The sequence below is a fragment of the Halodesulfovibrio sp. MK-HDV genome, assembly GCF_009914765.1.
Classification (GTDB): domain Bacteria; phylum Desulfobacterota; class Desulfovibrionia; order Desulfovibrionales; family Desulfovibrionaceae; genus Halodesulfovibrio.
Genome location: NZ_WYDS01000003.1, coordinates 59,843 through 79,847 on the forward strand (window position 1 = coordinate 59,843; position 20,005 = coordinate 79,847).

At 46.7% G+C, this 20,005-nt stretch carries 16 protein-coding genes; 6 read left to right on the forward strand and 10 right to left on the reverse strand.

Translation table 11 applies throughout. The features are described from left to right. Positions 1–325 precede the first annotated feature (325 nt). A complete protein-coding gene (locus tag MKHDV_RS19165) occupies positions 326–664 on the forward strand; it encodes a PAS domain-containing protein (RefSeq protein ID WP_371416010.1) in 339 nt (112 codons plus the stop codon). A gap of 434 nt (positions 665–1,098) precedes the next feature. Here the strand turns inward: MKHDV_RS19165 and MKHDV_RS02970 are convergent, their stop codons facing one another. From MKHDV_RS02970 to hflK, 6 genes are all read right to left on the reverse strand, one after another. Then, entirely contained in the window at positions 1,099–2,571 is a 1,473-nt protein-coding gene (locus tag MKHDV_RS02970) for a sigma-54 dependent transcriptional regulator (RefSeq protein ID WP_160712116.1), read from the reverse strand. 9 nt (positions 2,572–2,580) lie between these two features. Then, entirely contained in the window at positions 2,581–4,452 is a 1,872-nt protein-coding gene (locus MKHDV_RS02975; protein ID WP_160712118.1) for an ATP-binding protein, read from the reverse strand. A 22-nt stretch (positions 4,453–4,474) separates the two neighbouring features. Next, positions 4,475–6,433, reverse strand: a complete 1,959-nt coding sequence (locus MKHDV_RS02980) for a response regulator (protein ID WP_160712120.1) — start codon at positions 6,431–6,433, stop codon at positions 4,475–4,477. A gap of 235 nt (positions 6,434–6,668) precedes the next feature. Continuing rightward, positions 6,669–7,376, reverse strand: a complete 708-nt coding sequence (locus tag MKHDV_RS02985; RefSeq protein WP_160712122.1) for a LexA family transcriptional regulator — start codon at positions 7,374–7,376, stop codon at positions 6,669–6,671. Positions 7,377–7,856: 480 nt separating this feature from the next. Beyond that, complete coding sequence (hflC, locus tag MKHDV_RS02990; RefSeq protein ID WP_160712124.1) at positions 7,857–8,705, reverse strand: protease modulator HflC; 849 nt, start codon at positions 8,703–8,705, stop codon at positions 7,857–7,859. Beyond that, on the reverse strand, positions 8,705–9,793 hold the full coding sequence (gene hflK, locus MKHDV_RS02995; protein ID WP_160712126.1) for an FtsH protease activity modulator HflK: 1,089 nt from the start codon (positions 9,791–9,793) through the stop codon (positions 8,705–8,707). The genes hflC and hflK overlap by 1 nt, the downstream gene beginning before the upstream one ends. Before the next feature lie 449 nt (positions 9,794–10,242). Between hflK and MKHDV_RS03000 the strand changes: the two genes are divergently transcribed. The 3 genes from MKHDV_RS03000 to MKHDV_RS03010 are packed head-to-tail and all read left to right on the forward strand — an operon-like array spanning position 10,243 to position 12,983. Continuing rightward, positions 10,243–10,662, forward strand: coding sequence for a 4Fe-4S binding protein (locus tag MKHDV_RS03000; RefSeq protein ID WP_160712128.1), 420 nt, complete (start codon positions 10,243–10,245; stop codon positions 10,660–10,662). 12 nt (positions 10,663–10,674) lie between these two features. Continuing rightward, entirely contained in the window at positions 10,675–12,429 is a 1,755-nt protein-coding gene (locus tag MKHDV_RS03005; protein WP_160712130.1) for an aldehyde ferredoxin oxidoreductase N-terminal domain-containing protein, read from the forward strand. A 47-nt stretch (positions 12,430–12,476) separates the two neighbouring features. Continuing rightward, entirely contained in the window at positions 12,477–12,983 is a 507-nt protein-coding gene (locus MKHDV_RS03010; RefSeq protein WP_160712132.1) for a TPM domain-containing protein, read from the forward strand. A gap of 73 nt (positions 12,984–13,056) precedes the next feature. Here the strand turns inward: MKHDV_RS03010 and MKHDV_RS03015 are convergent, their stop codons facing one another. Beyond that, a complete protein-coding gene (locus MKHDV_RS03015; RefSeq protein WP_160712134.1) occupies positions 13,057–13,539 on the reverse strand; it encodes a DUF1499 domain-containing protein in 483 nt (160 codons plus the stop codon). 304 nt (positions 13,540–13,843) lie between these two features. Here MKHDV_RS03015 and rnhA point away from each other — a divergent pair, with 304 nt between their 5' ends. Both rnhA and MKHDV_RS03025 read left to right on the forward strand, forming a co-directional pair. Next, complete coding sequence (gene rnhA / locus MKHDV_RS03020) at positions 13,844–14,311, forward strand: ribonuclease HI (protein ID WP_160712136.1); 468 nt, start codon at positions 13,844–13,846, stop codon at positions 14,309–14,311. 253 nt (positions 14,312–14,564) lie between these two features. After that, positions 14,565–15,542 carry a hypothetical protein gene (locus MKHDV_RS03025; protein ID WP_160712138.1) on the forward strand — a complete coding sequence of 326 codons (978 nt, stop codon included), beginning with the start codon at positions 14,565–14,567 and terminating at the stop codon, positions 15,540–15,542. 334 nt (positions 15,543–15,876) lie between these two features. Here MKHDV_RS03025 and qrcD read toward each other — a convergent pair whose 3' ends face one another. From qrcD to qrcB, 3 genes are read right to left on the reverse strand one after another with little or no spacing between them, the layout of a single operon-like run. Further along, positions 15,877–17,142 (reverse strand): menaquinone reductase integral membrane subunit QrcD, encoded by a 1,266-nt coding sequence (gene qrcD / locus MKHDV_RS03030; RefSeq protein WP_160712140.1) that lies wholly within the window; start codon positions 17,140–17,142, stop codon positions 15,877–15,879. A gap of 5 nt (positions 17,143–17,147) precedes the next feature. Next, on the reverse strand, positions 17,148–17,912 hold the full coding sequence (qrcC, locus tag MKHDV_RS03035; protein ID WP_160712142.1) for a menaquinone reductase iron-sulfur cluster-binding subunit QrcC: 765 nt from the start codon (positions 17,910–17,912) through the stop codon (positions 17,148–17,150). Between the two features lie 12 nt (positions 17,913–17,924). Beyond that, positions 17,925–19,997, reverse strand: a complete 2,073-nt coding sequence (gene qrcB / locus MKHDV_RS03040) for a menaquinone reductase molybdopterin-binding-like subunit QrcB (protein ID WP_160712144.1) — start codon at positions 19,995–19,997, stop codon at positions 17,925–17,927. Positions 19,998–20,005 lie beyond the last annotated feature (8 nt).

Sequence of the window (20,005 nt, forward strand, 5' to 3'; positions counted from 1 at the left end):
GCTTTGTGCATTGCTTACGCTTGCTGCGAGCTCTCCCCTTACGCCTTTGGACATTTTATGGCTCATGGCTTGCTGTGCCGCCATTACTGTTCCCTGCTTCTATTACATGTTTAATAAGTTATGCAGAGGGCTGGTGTGTCGTCCCCTTGAAGCGCTTACCCATACTGCAACAGAGCTTGGTAGCGCACCTCTTCCTACCGAAATCCCCAAAGAACTCGAACTTGATGCGTTGACCATGGCGCTTGTTCGTTCCGGTGAAGTATTCAGCAGACGAATGCAGAATGCCACGGAGCGTCGTTCGTATTTCGAATCCCTTTTCAAAGGTATGCCGGGCTATGTATCTGTAGTCGATACCTCCTTCACCATTGTTCATGCTAACAATGCATTTATGGAAACTTTTGCCATTGCTGAAGGACGTTCCTGTCGGCATGTTTGCACCCGTGAATTTCCCGGAGGCAATTGTCCTGTGGCAAAAGTCTTTATTTCGAAGGAACCAGTGGTCGTGACTGAAGAAGGGATATACCCTGATGGAACGGCTGCGCTATGGCTTGTGAGTGTTTCCCCAGTATTTGATTCCATGGGGCAACTTGCGGCTGCTATTGAATCCCGTCTTGATATTTCTGAAGTAGTTAAAGCAGACGTCACCAGATTATACGGAACCTAGGGCTGTCTTGGACAGGGCTGGAATGCGACTCTCGCCATTGGCGTTGAGCGCTTTGCTGCGTCCATAAGATAGCCCCCTGTAATCGGGGGGGGGATGATTACAGGGGGCAAGATAGGTTGGTCTGAATCTACGCCTCGGAAATAGAACTATAACTGTAGGGGGGGGAAGTCAGTTATAGTCCGTACCGTATTCAGATCCTAAGCACGACGGTTGGTACGTTGGGGGGGGGACGCCTAATCGCTGGCAATCCAACCGTCTGGTTGTCTTATAGCATCTATCATGCCAAAAAGTTAAGTTTTGTCTTGCTAAAAAAGAATCTATAAAACAACATGTTACGTATTTGCTGTTGTTCGGCTGGTTCTAACTACAGAATAATGAGCAAAAAAGTGCGAAATCGAACGTGCGGAAACGCACGTTGTGCGGAATCGAACACGTTATGAAATCTTTCGATAGAGTGCATATCTGGAAATACCCAGATACTCAGCTGCTTTTGTTTTGTTTCCGTCAAATTTCGACAGTGCTTTGCGAATGACCGATTGGGTTACATCTTCCAGCTTGAATGGCGTATCCGGTAAAATAATAGTGGAAGACGCTATATCAATAGATGGCAGATGCGGTGCCGATGGCAGTGATGAAGATATTTCCTGAACTGCTCTTGCTGCATAGGATGATGTGATAAATTCCAAGTGTTCCGGACGGAGCACGATGTCGTCATGAATAAGAACAGCACGTTCTATAGTATTTTCCAGTTCGCGCACGTTCCCCGGCCACGGATAATCCCTGAGCAGGGTATGAGTTTCAGGAGCAATGGAGGCAAAACGCTTTCCCTTGCGTTTAACTTGCTTGCGCAGGAACAAAGAAGCCATTTCCGTAATGTCATTTTGACGTTCCCGTAATGGCGGAAGACGTAAGTGTCCTACAGTGAGCCTGTGATACAAATCGCGGCGGAAAAGACCTTCTTCCACCATCAATTCGATGTTTTTGTTACCAGCACCAATGATGCGGGCAGCAAAGTGCTTTTTCTGCAAGCCGCCGACCCTATAAAAGGTTCTCTCTTCCAGTACACGCAGCAGTTTGGGCTGTAAGTTCAGAGGCATTTCAGCAATTTCATCTAAAAATAGTGTACCGTTGCCTGCCAGTTCGAGTTTACCGGCAGAACCACCGGCACGAGAACCGGTGTAGGCTCCTGCTTCATATCCGAAGAGTTCACTTTCAAACAGTGATTCAGCAATGGCAGAGCAGTTAAGGGCAACAAACGGGGAATCACAATGGGTTTCCCCGTGGTGAACAAGCCGCGCGATGACCTCTTTACCCGTACCGGTTTCCCCTTCAATAAGAACAGGGACGTCGGGTTCATGGTGAAAAATTGTGGCATCGCGGATTATTTCCTGCATTCGCGATGATCCGGAAATAACTTCTCCAATACCCGATACATTGCGCAGTTGAGAGCGCATCTTTTCTAAATCTTCCTGTAAAGATTCTTTGGCCTCAGCAACCCTTTCTTCCATATTCTGCTTCAGGTCTGTATTTTCAAAAAGCAGAATCTGGTGTTCGGAACTGCGTTCAACCGCAGCTGCAAGCTCCCGTGCATTTATCGGCTTATTCAAGTAGTCATACGCACCGTTTCTCAGCGCTGTAATGGCTGTGTCCATGTCCCCATGACCGGTGATAATTATTACATCACTGCGCTTGCTGGTTTTGCATGCTTTCAGTTCTGCAAGCATAGAAAGGCCGTCCAGTGTCGGCATTTTTATGTCTGTAATAATAAGCGGGTAGTAGCTTTCTTTTGCATGATTCAGCGCTGCTACAGGATCGCTGAATGTGCTTGGCTGATGCCCTAAGTCTGTGAGCACAACGCTCAGACTTTGCAGGCTTGTGGAATTGTCATCAACTATGAGTATTCGCATACAGATCTCTTAAGCAGCCGGAGCCTGTGGAAGTAAAATTTTAATTAATGTCCCGTGGTTATCGGATAACGGGGACTTAGCCGTGATAGTTCCTTCCCAGCTGGTAACAAACGTGTGCACCAGAGCAAGTCCCAGTCCCATATTTTTCCCGGATTCTTTTGTGGTAAAGAAAGGATCAAATATCTTTTCGCCAAGTCCCTTCAGACCGGGGCCGTTATCCCTGATACTGAGTTGGACGTAACCGTCATCTGTTTCGCGGGTAGTAATTGTAATACTGCGCCGTCCCTCTTCATCTTCTAATGCATGAGCAGCGTTCATCACAATATTGATGACAATCTGTTCCAGCTGGATCGGCAACGCGAGTACAGGGGGCAGGTTGTCCTGTAGTTCTTCGTGTATGCTGACATTTCGGGTTTCCAGCTTGCTTTGCAGTAATGTGAGGGATTGCACGACGGCATAGTTCACATCCGATCGCTGAAGCGGGAATGAGCCCTGATGGCGTACAAGTGAGCGCATGTGTGTAATTATGTCTTCAATGGTTCCGGTTTCTCGTAAAATCCACCCAAGACGTTCCTGCAAAATTTCGGTTGGTACGCTGCCACGCTGTTCGACCATTAAATCCAGTCCACTGGCATAAAGGCGCAGTGCCGACAATGGCTGGTTGATTTCATGGGCGATACCGGCAGCAAGAGTGCTCATGGCTTCCAGTTTACGCATCTGCTGGGTGCGCTGAGCTATCTTTTTCTTTTCGGTAATATCTTCCAGAAGAATAATCGCTGACGAAAATAATTTGGTTCGATGCAGCGGACATGCCGTGATCCGGAATGTGGTTTCTGCTCCATCAAGTGCAGTAGAGAATTCACACTCATGCTCTTTTCCATCTGAAATTGTGAGACTTGTGGTTTTGTCGAGCAGGCATTCTCCATCTTCATCGAGCGTCGTGAGAATGGGAGGGCAACTGACAGGGTACGATTCGTTTTGCAACTTAAACCATTTGCGGAACTGCCGGTTTGCTGCCGTAATGTTCCGTTGACCATCCACAACCGCGATTGCCAGCGAAAGGTTGTTGGTGATCAGATGATACTGACGCTCTGTGATGGCGAGCTTTTCTTGAAAACGGGTCAGCTGTGTAATATCAAGCCCCATAAGCAGAATAAGCTGTTCCCCGTCCGTATCGGTGAATGGGTAGCTTAAAAAGCGGTACGAACGTCCAGAACGTGGACTTTTCCATGCAGAAAATGATGGAGAGCCTGTTTCGAATACATCAAACGGTGGCAAATATGGATGCGTTGGTGTGCCGGAAAGTTCTGCATTTCCGGTGAATGCGTAGTAACAGGAGTCCCCTGTTGTTAGCTGCACTTGTTCACGGAACGGTTTGTTGATGTACCGTAACGTAAATTGGGGTGTAACTAATGCTACGAATTCTGGAAGCTTATCAAGTATAGCGAGCAAGTTAAGACGTTGGCGGTCAGATTGTTTTTGCGTCGGGTAGATGTCTGAGCCCAAAGACAGCGTGCTACTTATCTGCTTACTTCCGTCAGCAAGACGCAGCGGGCGTGGATGTACGAGAATTGTTACTCGCTGACCGTATGTGTCGAGAAAAAATAAAGGAAACGAGCTGACTTTTCCTGCCATCTGTAGCTGGATGTGATGAGAAAGCGTTGAGAGGTTCTCCGGCTCAAGGAGTTGCCCTTTAAGGTTTTGAAGAACGTCTTTGCGTTCCCACCCTAATGATGATGAAAAAAAATTTCGTACATAGTCGAGATCGAGACTCTGGTCAGAAGCGCACGTATCGCTTAACTGACGCAACAGGCTGGAAACTGCTTCCGGCAATTGGGAGGTCGAGTATGATAATGTAGCAGTTGGCAGTAGCTGAGCCATGAGGTCTCCCGACTAAGTAATATTAAGAGAGCTTCTCTATATTGCGCGTAATTTCTTTTGTGGTCTTAATGGTGAGTGCTTCGAGCTGCTGCAACTGCTCAATAGGAATTTTCTTTTCATTGGTTATCGCGTTGTGGACTTGTATGAGGGCATTGCCCAAACTATTTGCGCCGATATTAAATGCTGCCGCTGCAAAGGCCTGACTATGCAGTGCTGCATTATCATAGGCGTTTTCCTGTAAAAAGAGTTTCAATCCATACAGACGTTCCGCCACTTCGTCTACAAAGAGAGAGTAGAGCCTGCATATAAGCTCTGTGTCGTCTTCAAGGCGCACTAATGTTCCTTCCACGTCCAGAAGCTGCGTCATGTCTGTTTCTTCAATCTCAGGTTCGGGCTGTGCCGGTAGTTCTTCCGGTTGAAGTACTCGTGCAATCTCACGATAAAATTCAGAAGCATGTATCGGTTTCGCTACATACCCGTTCATACCAGCCTCAATAAATCGTTCTTTATCACCTTTAAGGGCAAATGCTGTTACTGCGATAATCGGTAAATCTGTCGGGGTTTCCGGAATAGTTCCAGAACGGATATGGTGCATAGCTTCCAAGCCGGTAAGGAAAGGGAGCTTGATCTCAGTAATGACTAGATCAATGGATTCGGAGGCAAGCAATTCAAGCAGCTCTGCTCCGTTTGATGTTACATGGCATGTAAAACCTTTCTTCTCCAAGAGCTCAAGAAGCAACTTTTGTCCGACAACATTATTATCGGCAATGGCCACCTGAAGCCCCATAGGGAATTCTGGAATCGGGCCCGGTTCGATTACTTGTTCTTCCGTCTCGCCGTGTTCAAACTGAGCGGTGAAATGGAATGTACTTCCTGCGCCAGCCTTACTTCGCACCCATATCGTTCCATTCATGAGTTCTACAAGGTCACGACAAATGGCAAGCCCCAGTCCTGTTCCACGGATAGGGATTGTCCCTTCTGCAAGTACCTGTTTGTATGGTTCAAAAATGTAGTTTTGCTCTTCTTCTGTAATGCCGACGCCCGTGTCGCGAACAGAGAAGAGAAGCATGCGGTATTTGGGAGCGGGCACATGCTGTTGTTCGGTATAGGTACCCAGTGTTGCAAGGTCAGAGATCTCAAGGGAAATGCTTCCTTGCTCTGTAAATTTGATAGCGTTGGAAAGCAGGTTGGTAATAATTTGCGAGACACGGGTGGGGTCGCCCTTTAAGAGTGTAGGAACAAAGGCAGGAATATCGTAGGTAATGGTAAGGTTTTTCTGGTGAGCTTTCGGTGTCTGTGTGCGAATAATTTTGTTGATAAGTTTTTCAAGATCAAACCGTTTTGGAGTCAGCGACATTTTTCGTGCTTCGATACGGGAGAGGTCGAGGATGTCATTCAAAATATCGAGTAAATTTTCTGCTGAATCCAGCACCGTAGTCATGTATTCTTTCTGGTCTTTGTCCAGCGCTGTCTCTAAGGCGAGGTCTGTCATACCTACAATTCCGTTGAGTGAATTGCGGATTTCATGGCTCATATTTGCAAAAAAGCTGGATTTAGCACTATTTTCCAATTCTGCCTTTTGCCTAGCTTCTGTCAGGCGTGCTTCTTCGGAATGTTTAATAAGCGCAATCTCGATGGCAGAATGGAGTTTTCTTGCATCAAAAGGCTTGAGAATGAACCCATAAGGGTTGGAAGACTTGGCGCGGTCGAAAGTGCCTCTATCTGAATAAGCGGTGAGAAAGACAACTGGAATTGCATACTTAGCGTTGAACAGATGCGCAATAGCAATCCCGTCCATTTCGCCCTTAAGGTTAATATCCATAAGAACTAAATCTGGGGAATGTTTTTCAGCTGCCTGTAGTGCGCTTTCTGCCGTATTGGCAACAGCACAGACACTGTACCCGAGGGTTTCCAGTGTACCTTTAATATCAAGCGCAACAATGCGTTCGTCATCAACCACAAGTATACTTATAGAGGCCATGTCTTTCTCCGCTCTGCCGCACGTGCTGGCATGCGGAAACACGTTTGAGCGCATGCGGCGTATGAGATTTCAAACAGCAATGGTTTGCTATTATGAAGATGTGAATACGTAAAGCTCTTGATGTATATGCAATAAATGCATGTGGTTGTCTAGGCGGAGTATGGGGAATTTTTTAGTAAAAATACAAAAAAAAGGCGATCAAGATGACCGCCTTTTGCAACCGAAATTTGCGTGACTACATGGTCTGGAGATTCCAGACAACGCGGCCTACAACGTCTTCTGTACAGCGGTCCATTGGCAAGTACTGCTCAGGGTGAGCAGGGTTTTCACTGCGCAGAATGAAACGCTGATTTGCTGCATCCAAGAAGATGCGTTTAATGGAGATACCTTCGTACGGAACGTATACACCGTAAATTTCACCTGAAAGGATGTTGGTTTGAGCAGTATCAAGACCAACATAAGCCCCTTTTTTAATAAGAGGTTCCATGCTGCAAGCATCAACACGGAAAATTTGAATAGTAGCACCAGCAAAAGATTGTGGGATGGAAAGTTTGCCAACACTAGTGAAGCGACGAGTCTCTTCACTTTCGTTGGTAACTTCAACATTCTGCATGGAGTGAATTGTTACGACAGCGCTGCGTGCATCTGGATCACCAAATTTAGCAGGGTTTTCAAAAACCCGTCCCGCAGCAGGGCCTTCAACAGGCTGGTAGCCGTCTTCCTCTGTACGCAAGTACATAGGGCCGACGCCTTTTTTAAGCCAGTCCGGATTAAGACCAAACTTTTCAAATAGCTTCATGTACCAGTCAGATGGAACAGAATCACGACGCTTTGCGTCAGAGATACTTGATTGGCGAATATCAAGAACTTCCGCCAATTCAACCTGAGTTCTGGTGTTTGTAGCAAGTTTTATACGTTCAAAAACTTCATCAAAGGTGGACACGGTGTCTCTCCCGCCAAGACGTTAGAATAAGCTCAAGCTTACGGGGGCTAGTCTTGTCGTTGAAAATTGCTGGGTATTGTGAGTAGTGCTGCGGCATGATTGTATGAAACAATCAACGCAGTCTGCGAAACAATAGAAACATTGTTCTCATGCAAAAAACATCAAAAAACCCCGATAGTAGGTCTCAAGATGACTAAAAGTTTTTAAACTCTTAGTATATGCAAACACTCTTTGTGGACGGATTTGCAATGCTTTGTCAATATCACGGCGTATGGATATTCATTAAAAATTGTAAATCAATGCTGTGAGTATTGCTGTGTGATGCCCTTTACTCTTCGTTGTGCGGGAAGTTCAAGGCATCATCATTGTATGAGAGAGTAGTGTAAATTGCTGAAAATTTCATCAGAAAAAATGTAAACATAAAAAAGAGCGTAGCGGCATTTTTAAATGATGCTGCTACGCTCTTATGCATTGTTTTTTCTACTGCATTTCTTGAAGGAACTTATTGTCCGGTGTCACGATGATGCGAGTATTGTTTCTGAAGCTGTCCTGGTATGCTTCCAGTGAACGCTGGAAGTTGTAGAACTCTTCATCTTTACCAAGCGATTCTGCGTAAATCTTAGTTGCGCTAGCGTCGCCCAGACCACGAATGATCTCGGACTCTTTGTTTGCTTTCGCAAGAATGATTGTACGTTCTCTGTTTGCCAGAGACTTAATAGTAATAGACTGCTGTTGGCCTTCGGAGCGGTACTGCTTTGCCTGACGTTCACGTTCTGCACGCATACGTCCGAAAATAGCACGCTGGTTCTCCGGTGGAAGGTCGGTGCGTTTAATACGCACATCAACAATCTTGATACCGTATGCAGAAATTAATTCTGATGAACGTTTGGTAACCATTTGCATGATGTTGTCACGTTCAGTCGAAACAATTTCAGTAAGCGTGTAGTGACCAAGCGCTGCACGCAACTGGGAGTATACAATATCATCAAGGCGTGCCTGAGCACCCGGAATTGTACGGACGGTCTGGTAGAAGAGGAGAGGGTTCACAATGCTCCAACGAGCGTAGTTGTCCAATACAAGAGCTTTTTTGTCTTTTGTAAGGGCTTCCGCAGGCTGTGCATCGTACTCCAGAAGACGGGCATCAAAGTAGATGACGTTCTGGATGAACGGGATTTTGAAGTGCAGACCAGGTCCATAAACATTATTGTCCGGTTTACCAAGCTGGAGAACAATAGCCTTTTCAGTCTGCTGAACAATAAAGGCAGACTGGAATACTACAGCGACAATAAGAACCAGCAGAATAAGAATAGGAGTAGTTGTTTTTTTCATTACTTACTCCCCTTCATCATGCTGTTACTGCTGTCGTTGAGCGGTAAAAATGGAATGGTTGGAGTAACGCCTTTGTTAGGTACAATCACTTTGTTCACTCCGGAACCACTGAAAACGTTTTCCATAGCTTCTAAATACATTCTCTTTCTGGTAATGGATTTAGCCTGATTATACTCAGCAAGGATTGCAAGGAATCTTGATGCATCACCCTGAGCTTTGCTAACGGTAGACTCTTTGTATGCCTCTGCTTTGTTAACGATTTCTGCTGCGGCACCACGTGCTTTTGGCAGAATGTCGTTACTGTAGGCCTCAGCTTCGTTGATAATACGGCTGCGGTCTTCACGGGCACTTGCAACGTCTTTAAATGCGTCAACAACCTCTTTCGGAGGATGAACGTCCTGCATTTGCACCGCAACAATCTGAATGCCTGCTTTGTAACGATTCAGAATATCCTGCAGCAGTTGGCGGCAGTCGTTCTGAATTTTCAGTTTCCCTTCAGTCAGAGCATTGTCAATCTGGTTGTGGCCGATAACTTCGCGCATGGCGGCTTCGGCAGCACTTTTAACAGTGACAGCCTGCTGGGTAACATTAAACAGGTAGTCCACAGCGTTGCTGATGCGGTACTGAACAATGAACTGAACATCAACGATGTTCTCATCACCAGTAAGCATGAGTGACTCCGCCTTTACAGTACGGGACTGTCCCTGCTGGAAAGACGATGCTTTACCAGTAGATCGGAACCCGACCTCAATACGGCGGATTTGAGACACTTTAGGTTTATAAACTGTCTCAACAGGGTAAGGAAGATGGTAATGTGGTCCAGGACCAGTTGTGGCAACATATTTGCCGAACTGGAGGACAACACCTTCTTCATCAGGTTGCACAATGTAAATGCCGGATGCGAGCCAAAAAAGAACTACTAGGGCAAGAACGAGCTTGCCCGCAGGAAAGTTAATTCCTCGGAGTTTCTTTAGGCCATCGCCGATCGGGTCAGAATCATTGCCTTCTGGAGGTGTTCCACCCCAGTTAGGCCCTTGCCCCGATTGCCTCTGCCGCTTTTCTTGCAGTTTTTCCCAATCCCAATTCATAATATATGAAATCTAGGGTAGTTGTCTGAATAGGTCAAGCTGCATTCGTCGTAACTATTATAAGTCCCTGTATAAATTTCACTATAGAATTCACGTTTGTGAAGATATAGGGGAATGTGTTTAAGAAAAAAGGTCTAAAAGTGAGCCATAGCTGTGATATAATCCAACATAGGCAGATCATGAATGCGCAAACACAGCTTCGTGATAAATGTGGTAACCTACAAGGATGGTTCCTTAACTGTGCCGGAGAATAGACGGGAGTTGGCATAAACTCGACTGCACAACGCGTATGGTTTGTGTTCTTCGCATGAGAATAGGCACAAATAGAAAAATGTACGTATGTTGAGTATCCCGTCTGTGAAAATATCAAGGATTTGAATGAGCGGCACAGTAATAATAGAGGAACATGGTAACCCTTTTCTTTAGAGGATAAACAGCAGGTACTTAGTATGAAAAGACTAGAAGCGGTTCGTATGGAACAGTGTATTGGATGTCACTCCTGTTCACTGGCCTGTGCGCGGCTTGTTCATAAAAAACTGTCATGGAATACTGCAGGAATCCGTATTTCCTCCGCAGGCGGCTTGACCACCGGCTTTGAAGCACGGCTTTGTGTGGCATGTGATCCGGCACCATGCGCAGAAGTATGTCCGACTCAAGCCCTTAAACAGCGAAAGGGCGGCGGGGTTATCGTAAAGCACGACAAGTGTATTAAATGTGGAAAATGCGCGGAAGTGTGCCCTGTGGATGCGATTTATTACGAGACAGAAAGCGATCTGCCGTATCTTTGTATTCATTGTGGACGTTGCGTGCCGTTTTGCCCGCACAACTGTATAGAGCTGCGTGAAATTCCGACGCACGAAGAAGAATAAGGGAGCCTGATTATGAAAATGGATCCAAACTTCTCACGCGTATTGCATGTAAATCTTGATACCGGCAAAAGTGAAACGTTAATGATCGAAGACCGCCACATGCATATCGGTGGCAGTGGTCTTGCGGCAGTTTTATACGAACGGTACGGCGTTTTTGATGCTCCGGCAGATGATCCGCGCCAGCCGTTAATATTTGCAGTAGGCCCTCTTACAGGTTTCTATCCACTTATGAGTAAGGTCGTGTGCGGGTTCCGCTCACCTTACACTGGAGAGTGGGCAGAAAGCCACGCAGGTGGGCGGTTTGCTCTATCTATCCGCTTTGCCGGTTACGATGCTTTGATGATTACCGGAAAGGCAAAGAAGTTGAGCGCTCTTGTTGTAGGCTCGCGTTCCTGCGAAGTGGAAAACGTTACGTATCTTCGTGGAAAAGACGTTTTTGCCACAGGTAAATTTTTGCGCCGATTCGGGAAAAAGAATGCAGGACACCGTTCCTCTATCCGTATCGGTTTAGCTGGAGAACGTGGTGTGGCGTATGCCTGTATCAACGTAGACTCCTTCCGTCATTTTGGGCGGCTCGGCTCCGGTGCAGCAATGGGCTTTAAAAATCTTAAAGGGATTATTGTTTCCGGTGACGGCTCTTTCGATTTACCGGAAGGAAAAGCCTATACCGATATGATGAAAGATATTTATCAAGATATCACTGAAACAGGTAAGATGAAAAAGTACCATGACTTAGGTACTCCTCAGAACTTGATTCCGTTGAACGAACTGCAAGCTTTGCCGTGGAACAATTTGCAGAAGACGCACGATGAACGCGTTGAAGATATTTCAGGTGAAACGTTTGCGAAAAGGCTCTTGCTTCGTCAGGCGGCATGTGCAGGCTGTCCTGTCGGGTGTATTCATATTGGTTTGTTACGTCAGCAGTTTGCAAGCGAGCATGAGTTCCTCTACAAACAAGTATCGTATGACTATGAGCCGATTTTTGCGCAGGGTAGTATGCTTGGTATTACAACTGCCGAAGATGTGCTGGCTCTGCTGGATGAAACAGAGAAGCTCGGACTTGATTGCATGAGCGCGGGTGTTGCCCTTGCATGGGCAGCAGAAGCAACAGAAAAGGGCATTATCTCCAAAGAGGAAACCATTGCTGATCTCAAGTTCGGCGAGATGAAAGGGTTCCTTGAAGGGCTTAAATTTATTGCCTCTGGTGAGAATGCATTTTATCAGGCTCTTTCCCGTGGCTCTATGGTCGCTGCGAAGTTGTACGGTGGCGAAGATTTCGCCTGTGTTCTTGGTCAGGAAATGGCGGGCTATGCAACTGGTGAAGTCTTTTTTGTAGCTTCAGCTTACGGCTTCCGCCATTCTCACCTTGATACTGGCGGGTACGCATTTGATCAGAACAACACTGAGAAGAATGCAGAAAAAGCAATCGACTTTATGCTCGAAGACGAGCGAGGTCGAATTTACATCAATTGCATGATGGGCTGTCTTTTTGCTCGCGGCACATACGGGCCGGAAAAATTAAAAGAAGCTCTTACAGCAGCAGGTTTTGGAAAAATTGCCGATAACCTTGAAGAGGCCGGTAAATATATTCAGAAATTGCGTTGGCAGTTGAAGTGCAAAACCGGATTTGATGTGGATGCCGTTACAATTCCAAAACGCTTTACAGAAGTGGTTACATGGAAAGGCGGAATTGACACCGAGTACATGGACGAAGTAGCAAAGCGTTACGCCACAGCCATTAAAGAAATGGCTCAGTGTGGAGAGTAGATAACAGCCTGCGGCGCGGATAGCACTGCAGTAGAACCGGAGAGCAGATGGGATTTTTTAGAAATAGACGTGGGCCGTTAATCCGAGCCAACTCTTCTGGTGAATTCTTTTTGCGTGCCATGTTGCTGCTGGCGGTATTCGCAGCAGTAGCCGCAGCATTTTGGTATCAGACCGAACATAGTTACAAAGAGATTCGTTCTCGTGGATCTGTGTACGATCAGACAGAGACGCTGACTTCTGCCCAGCAAACTGCGTTACGTGAATTTGCTTCAGCAATGCGCGAAACACATGGGCTAAAGTTGCGTGTGCAGGTGCGCAATACTCCGGTCGTTCTGCCAGCAGAGCTGGACACTAAGACTGTGTTTATCGGGATTAACCCATACACTCGTCAGGTTCTGGTTGAATTCCCTCCTTTGCTTCGAAAAGCGTTGGGGGCAGAGTACATGTACAATTTACAAAATGTATATTTCACACCGTATTTTGAAAAGAACCAGTGGCAACACGGTTTAGCGTCGGCACTCCAACAATTATGGGATGACATGGGCGGACAATAGCCCTTTATCCACACAACAAATATAAAAAAGCGGCAAGCCATTTGGCTTGCCGCTTTTCTTTTTTTACCTGAGATTATTGCGGAAGATAGAGTTCCTTAAAGGTCTCATACCGCGCCTTGTTTGCTCCGAAGTCAGATTTACCGACGCGTGAAGCAGATCGAAATTGCACGAGGTGAGTTGCTGTATCAATATAGAATTCAACATCATCATGATATTGCATAAACGGCGTAACAAAGACCGCATGAATATAATCATCATTTTGAGAGAGCACAGAGTTATGCCCCATCTCTTGCAAGCACTCTAAAATTTTCGCTTTTGTTTGCTGCACTGAACCAGTCATAGGCAGCGGCGCAACATATTTAGATGCAATATCTGTCTGGCTGGACACGGCATTCGGTGTTTCCGGCATAGCAGCAAGTTGCCCGTTTGTGACGCCGAGTGTCTCTGTCATATCAGCAGATTTTGAGCCAAGCTGTCTAAAAAAGAGGAAGCCGGCAAGGACCAGTGCACAGAATATGATGAACACCCATTTAATGAGACCTGTTGTATTGATCATATTTTTCCTTGTAAAATTACGGTATGTTGGTGCCATGCATTATATTGACGCATCCGAACGCTTTGTCTGAGTAAGTCGACGTTAGTATAACCGGAACTCACCGTGGTGTAAGCATTTTTTTCATAGATAGCAGTTAAATCTATATAATCTTTTTCCGTGTAAGGGGTCGCGTTCATAATGAAAAAAGCTAGCCGAACGTCATTTTTTATGTTCCATACTGGACATACGTTGACCCGTGTTTCAAAAGCATATGGTTATTACGTGTCCATTTCTTCAATCAATATCGTATGCGAGTAATTGTATTATGAAACATATTTTCCTTTATACAGACGGCTCATGCCTCGGTAACCCCGGCCCCGGTGGTTGGGCAACCGTTCTGCGTTTTGGTGATACAGACAAAGAACTTTCAGGTGGCTTTGCGTTGACCACCAACAACAGGATGGAACTTCTTGCAGTAATCGAAGGGCTTGCCGCGCTCACAGAGCGATGCAAAGTCGATCTTTACACAGATTCTCAGTACGTGCGTAACGCCGTAGAGAAAAAGTGGCTCGTAAACTGGCAGAAAAATGGTTGGAAGAATGCTGCGAAGAAGCCAGTCAAAAACAAAGATCTTTGGCTGCGACTGCTCCCGTATCTCGAAAAGCACGACGTGAGTTTGCACTGGGTTCGCGGACACAGTGGACATCCTGAAAACGAGCGATGTGATGATCTTGCGCGCGCTGAAGCGTCCAAGCCTAATCTGCCTCGCGATGTAGGTCACGAAGCAGCTTAATTGCTGATTTGAATAACTAGTAAAGGCTGTCTCAACACAGAGTTGGGATAGCCTTTTTTTTATAGAACGTAGTATGTAATATTCTGCCGTATGAATTGATAAACAACATGCGGGGCTCGTAGATAATTGTCTGTAGAAAGTGTTCTCCAACCATGGAAGAAAAAGACTTCAGGCAGATAGAAAGCAAGTAATACAAAGCGATTCAGCTTTTTGGTGGATTTGTTATTGCCGCAAACTGTGGTAGGAATGGAGTATGCACACAGAATTTCTCTCGTTTATGGACTTCGACGTACTTTGGAACGGACTTTTTCGTCCGCTGTTGAGGCTCATCGTTTCGATCTCACTTGGTCTGGCTATCGGCAATATTATCGAAGCCCTGCACTGGGGACGTTTCCTTACAAAAATATCGGCTCCATTGGTGCGAATGGCACATTTGCAGGATGTTTCAGGTGCTGCATTTACCATGGCATTCTTTTCAAGCATCACGGCAAATACGTATCTGGCAGAACAATATGAGCAGGGGAAAATTGTTCGAAAAGAACTTTATTTTTCCAATTTGCTGAACAGCACGCCAGTCTTGTTCCTGCATCTTCCATCACTCTTTTTTCTCGCGGTTCCTTTTTTGGGGCAAGCGGCATTCTGGTATGTCGGCGTAGTTGTTTCAGCGGCGTTGTTTCGAACTTTGGTGACGGTTATTGCCGGACGGTTTGTCCTTCCGCCGACACCTGAGGGATGCGTCACATGTGAGCTTGATGACAATGCTCCAAAAGGCACACAAGAAGTGATCCAGCGGGTGATTTCTCTTTTTATTCGTAGAATCCGGAGAGTCCTGCTTGTCACAATCCCTGTGTATACCGTCGTATTTGTTTTAAACAGATTGGGTGTGTTTCAGGTGTTGAATGACGTGGTTGGTGGTAATAACGGGCTGTTACCATTTATTAAACCAGAAGCCGCAGGTGTACTTATTCTTAGTCTCGCTGCCGAGATGACAGCGTCTATGGCGGCCGCTGGTGCACTGCTTACTGAAGGCACGATTCAAGCAAAAGATGTTGTGCTGGCTTTACTCGCTGGCAATATTCTTTCATCGCCAATGCGTGCTATCCGGCATCAAATTCCGATTTACATGGGAATATTTCCGTCGCGCATCGCCTTCTGGCTTGTCGTCTGCAACCAGAGCATTCGTGCCTGCTCGCTTATTTTGTTTACCTTCATTTTCTATCTGTGGGTATAACGAGTTTTTATGCGGCGCATTTGGTAAGCTCGTTTGTTACCTTGTCTCACCGCTAATACCTGCTGTCTTGTTTGAAATGAAAAAGAGCTGCCCTATCTACATAGATAGGGCAGCTCTTTTTTTATTATTCACGTCAGCGGAACAAATCCGTGAGATTATGAGGGCTAAGAAATTTTTTTACCGTATCCCTAGTACTACGGGGGATAGCTCTACTGAAGTTTCAGTGCAGGTATTGTGCGCTGTTGGTGGCAGCTTAGAAAACGAAGAACCCCGGCACGGGTGGGGACCGGCCGGGGTTCAACTGACTTTGAGCTTACTTATCTGTAACTAAATCCTAGCTGGACTTAGTCGCATTCAGTGCGCGTTCCTGCGGGAAAACCGGCAGGTAACGATATGACAAGCTGAGAATAATAGCGCCATAGGCAACAACGAGTGCGGTTGCACCCCATTCTGCCCAGTTTGGTGCATATATTTCCCAACTATCGAAAGGCATTACCGGCATCGCGAGAGCCTGAACCGTAAATACATAACGGTTGATAGTAATGCCTGCACAATCGAGCAGAGCAGCAGAGTAGAAAAGAGCAGGAGTGTTGCGCAGTTTCGGTGTAAGTAAAATCACACACGGAACTATGCCGCACAGGAACAGCTCTGACCACAGGAGCCACTTGCCGTAGATTGTTTGGTAAAAGTTCTGGTCAAAAGTAAGACCGGAACGAGGCAGTACATCCACTGCCCATGCGTAGGTGTCTGCGAACTTGAATACGAGGTATACAAGCAGCATGGCACCGGCAATTTTACCCATAAGGGATTTGATTTCCCAGCTAACCAGTTTCTTGCCAGTCATTTTTTCCATGAGTGTTGCGATAAGAACGGTAAATACCGGACCGGAAGCAACTGCGGAAATAACGAAGAGGAAGAATGTCCAAGGCCAGATGAAGAAACCATCACGGAGTACGTAAGGACGACCAAAAAGAACGCCGTACATACCACCGAGTGAACCCTGGTGGAAAGTGGAAAGGAACGCACCGATACCAGCAAACAGAGGCATCCAAACGTGCAGGTTATGCGCGAGATGATGCAGTACTGGAATCTTGTTAAGCTGTTTCTGCTCAAGTACCAGAGGTACATATTCAATGATCAGAACAATCAGGTAACAAGTAATACAGAAAATAACTTCTGTAAGCATGGAGTGTACGTTCGCATGCCAGTACCCGAACCATGCACGAATCGGCTGACCAACGTCGAGCACGAGAATGAGCATAGCACCGGAGTAGCAAATAAAACCAATAATCACGGTGAGGTTAATGATGTTCTTCAGAGGGTCAATGTTCAGGATGTATCTGAGCAGACCGGTGAAGAACGCACCAGCACCGAGAGCAATAACAGCAAGGTCAAAGGTAATCCAGAGACCAAAGCCGAAGTAGTCATCAAGGCCTGTAACGCCAAGTCCTTCCGCGAGCACTCTAAATGCAGCGTAAAGACCCCAAAGAGCTACAGCACCGACAAGTCCCATCCAGATTGAAAACTTCGTCAGAGAGCAACGTGATGCGCCTTCCGGGAAGAGTTCATGATCTGCAGGAAGAGAGTAGTTCTTTCCCATGACTGTTACCCCTTAACCTTTTCGTCTTCCAGATAGTTATCGAGCTGACGCAGTACCCATTCACGGCGGCTTACATAGTAAACCTGAGTGTCGGCACCGAGACGTTCGAGCAATCTGTGAGCGTGTTTGGAGCTGGCAAGCTTAGCTACTTCATGTTCTTCGTTATTAAGGTCACCGAAGGTAATTGCACCGTTAGGACATGCCTCGGTACAAGAAGTAACGTATTCGTCTTCAGCCAGATCCATAGGATCGCGACCTTCAACAATAGCTTTGTCTTTTGCAGCCATCCAGCGGTGGTGACAGAAAGTACATTTCTCCACAACACCACGAGGACGTACAGATACGTCAGGAGTAAGAGCTTTTTCAAGTCCACCAGGCCATACCGGGTCACGCCAGTTAAAGTAGCGTGCGTGGTAAGGGCAGGCAGCCATGCAGTAACGACAGCCGATGCAACGAGGAGTTACCTGGCTGACGATTCCGCCTTCTTCGTTTTTCTCTGTCGCGATAACCGGACAAACAGAAACGCAAGGCGGATGACCACACTGCTGACAAGGGCGAGGCAGATAGGCTACGTCGTGTTCAGGGTAAGGTTTACCGTTGGACAGTTCGTAGACCGTGATCCAGTTCATTACTTTGATTTTATTGGAAGCATCAGCGACTGGCGCCAAGTTGTTTTCTGCCTGACATGCAACCATGCAAGCACCACAACCGGTACATTTGTCGAGGTCAATCGCCATGCCCCATTTGATAGTGAATTCTTTAGTTTCCATGACGCTCGTCCCTTATGCCTTGCTGACGTTTACACCAGCAACGTTCCAGACAGACTGTCCGGTGCCGGCTTCATAACCAACAGTCAGCAGCTCCATGACGTTTTCGCCTTTGCCTTTACTGAACTCGTCAAATGCGGTGTGACCAAAGCCCATTAACACTGCAATGGTATTTGGCATAACGCCTTCAAAGATGTTCACACGGGCCTGGATGCTGCCACTGGAATTGCTGAGCTTGATGCGTTCGTGTTTCATAACGCCAAGCTCACGCGCCGTAGCACCGTTCATCGCAACATACATTTCGTTTTTCTGGAGTTCCCAGCGACGAATTGTTTTGTTGTTGTAAGGTGGAATAGCGGTGTTTGGGGTACCGATGTTAAGCTTCTGCACAGGGGCAATGCTCAGTTTTGCAGCCTTAGGTGCAGCAGCAAGTGCTTTACCTATTACACCTGCGGCAAGCCGCAGACCAGACTGTTCTGCAACAGCATTGCTTGTGAAGAATTCGCCTTCCATCAGGCTTTCCCAATCAGCACCCGCAGCTTCTGCTTTTGCCTGAAGAATTTCTTCAAACGTAGCAAAGCCGAGGTCCATGTTGAGCTGACCAGCAACACTCAGGAGAACGTCAGCAGCTGGTTTGCCGTCAATTACGCAAGGCGCAACTGGACGAGCAAGACCATAGAATGCCTGACCGATGCCGTATGGTGTTTCCACGTCATCGAAGCGTTCAAGACCGAGCGGAGTAGGCAGGATAAGGTCACAAGCTTTCGCTGTTTCATCAAGGAAGCTTGTGAAAGCTACTCTGAAGGGAACCTTATCCATAACTTTAGCCATAGCTGCAGGCTGTGGCAGACCGTATACTGGGTTTGCTTCGTAGAAGACCATTGCACGAGGCATTGGAACTTTACCTGCGCTAATGCGGGAAAGGTAAGCTACAAGGTCTTTTTGAGCGCTTTCAGAACGATCCATACCGGAAGCAATAACTTTCGGTGCCAAAGGAAGAGCTTTTACGCCGCCTTCGCGACCAAAGCTACCGAGCAGCATGTTAACCGCGGTACCAGCGAGAACAGTTGCAACGCCTGTGCCTTGACCGAATTCAGAACCGGTAAGAACAATAGGACGCTGAGCTTTTGAAAGCTCTGCCGTGATAGCTTTAAGCCTAGCAGGAGCAACGCCAGCGAGTGCAGCAACCTTTTGCGGAGTGTACATAGCGGCAAGCGCTTTGAACTCTGCAAAGTCTGGTGCATTAACTGAAGCGCCGGATTTGATAAGCAGGTTTGCAATGCCCATTGCAACGATTGCTTCCGCACCGGATTTTGCTGGTAACCATTCGTCTGCACCTGCAGCAGTGTTATTCTGCACAGGGCCTGCGTAGACGAATTTAACAGTTGGTTTCTCTGCAGCAGGGTGGGACTTTTTAAATGCTGCGCGGTTGCGAAGCACAGTACCCCATGACTCAAGGATGTTGGCACCGATAGCAAACACGTAGTCGCTGTTTTCGATGTCATAGCCAAGCTGACCTTTGCCGTTCATATTGGCAAAAGCAAGTGCTGCTGGCTGAATCTCTGAAGGCATGACGTAGAAGTCATCGGAACCACTTTCTTTCGCCATAGCGGAAAGAAGTTCGTTGATAGTACCGGTTTCATCACCAGATACATAAGCAACTTTGGAACCAGCTCTTCTGAGATTTTCTTTGAGCATTTTCTCTGCTTCTTCCCATGAAATCGCAACATAAGCGCCGTCGCCAGCATGCTTAAGAGGACGTTTCACACGGGAAGGAGAGTACATTAGTTGAACTTCTGCTGCAGCGAGAGCAGTGATGCCACCCATAGAAAGAGGGTGGTTATCATCTGGAAGCACGCGTACTGGACGCTCGCCAACCAAACGAACTTTCATGCCCGCAGCGGAAGGACACAGTTTACTGATGGTTGAAACGTAGGAGTTTTCACCGTCTACGTTTCGTGGAATCCAGGACCAGTTCTGAGTCCAGATACTCGCGTCATCAAGGAGCTTCCAAGGAACGGGAGTAGCCAGAACGCCAGTCGTGGCGCCTGCAACAAACTTAAGGAATCCTCGTCTATCTACTGCCATTGGATACT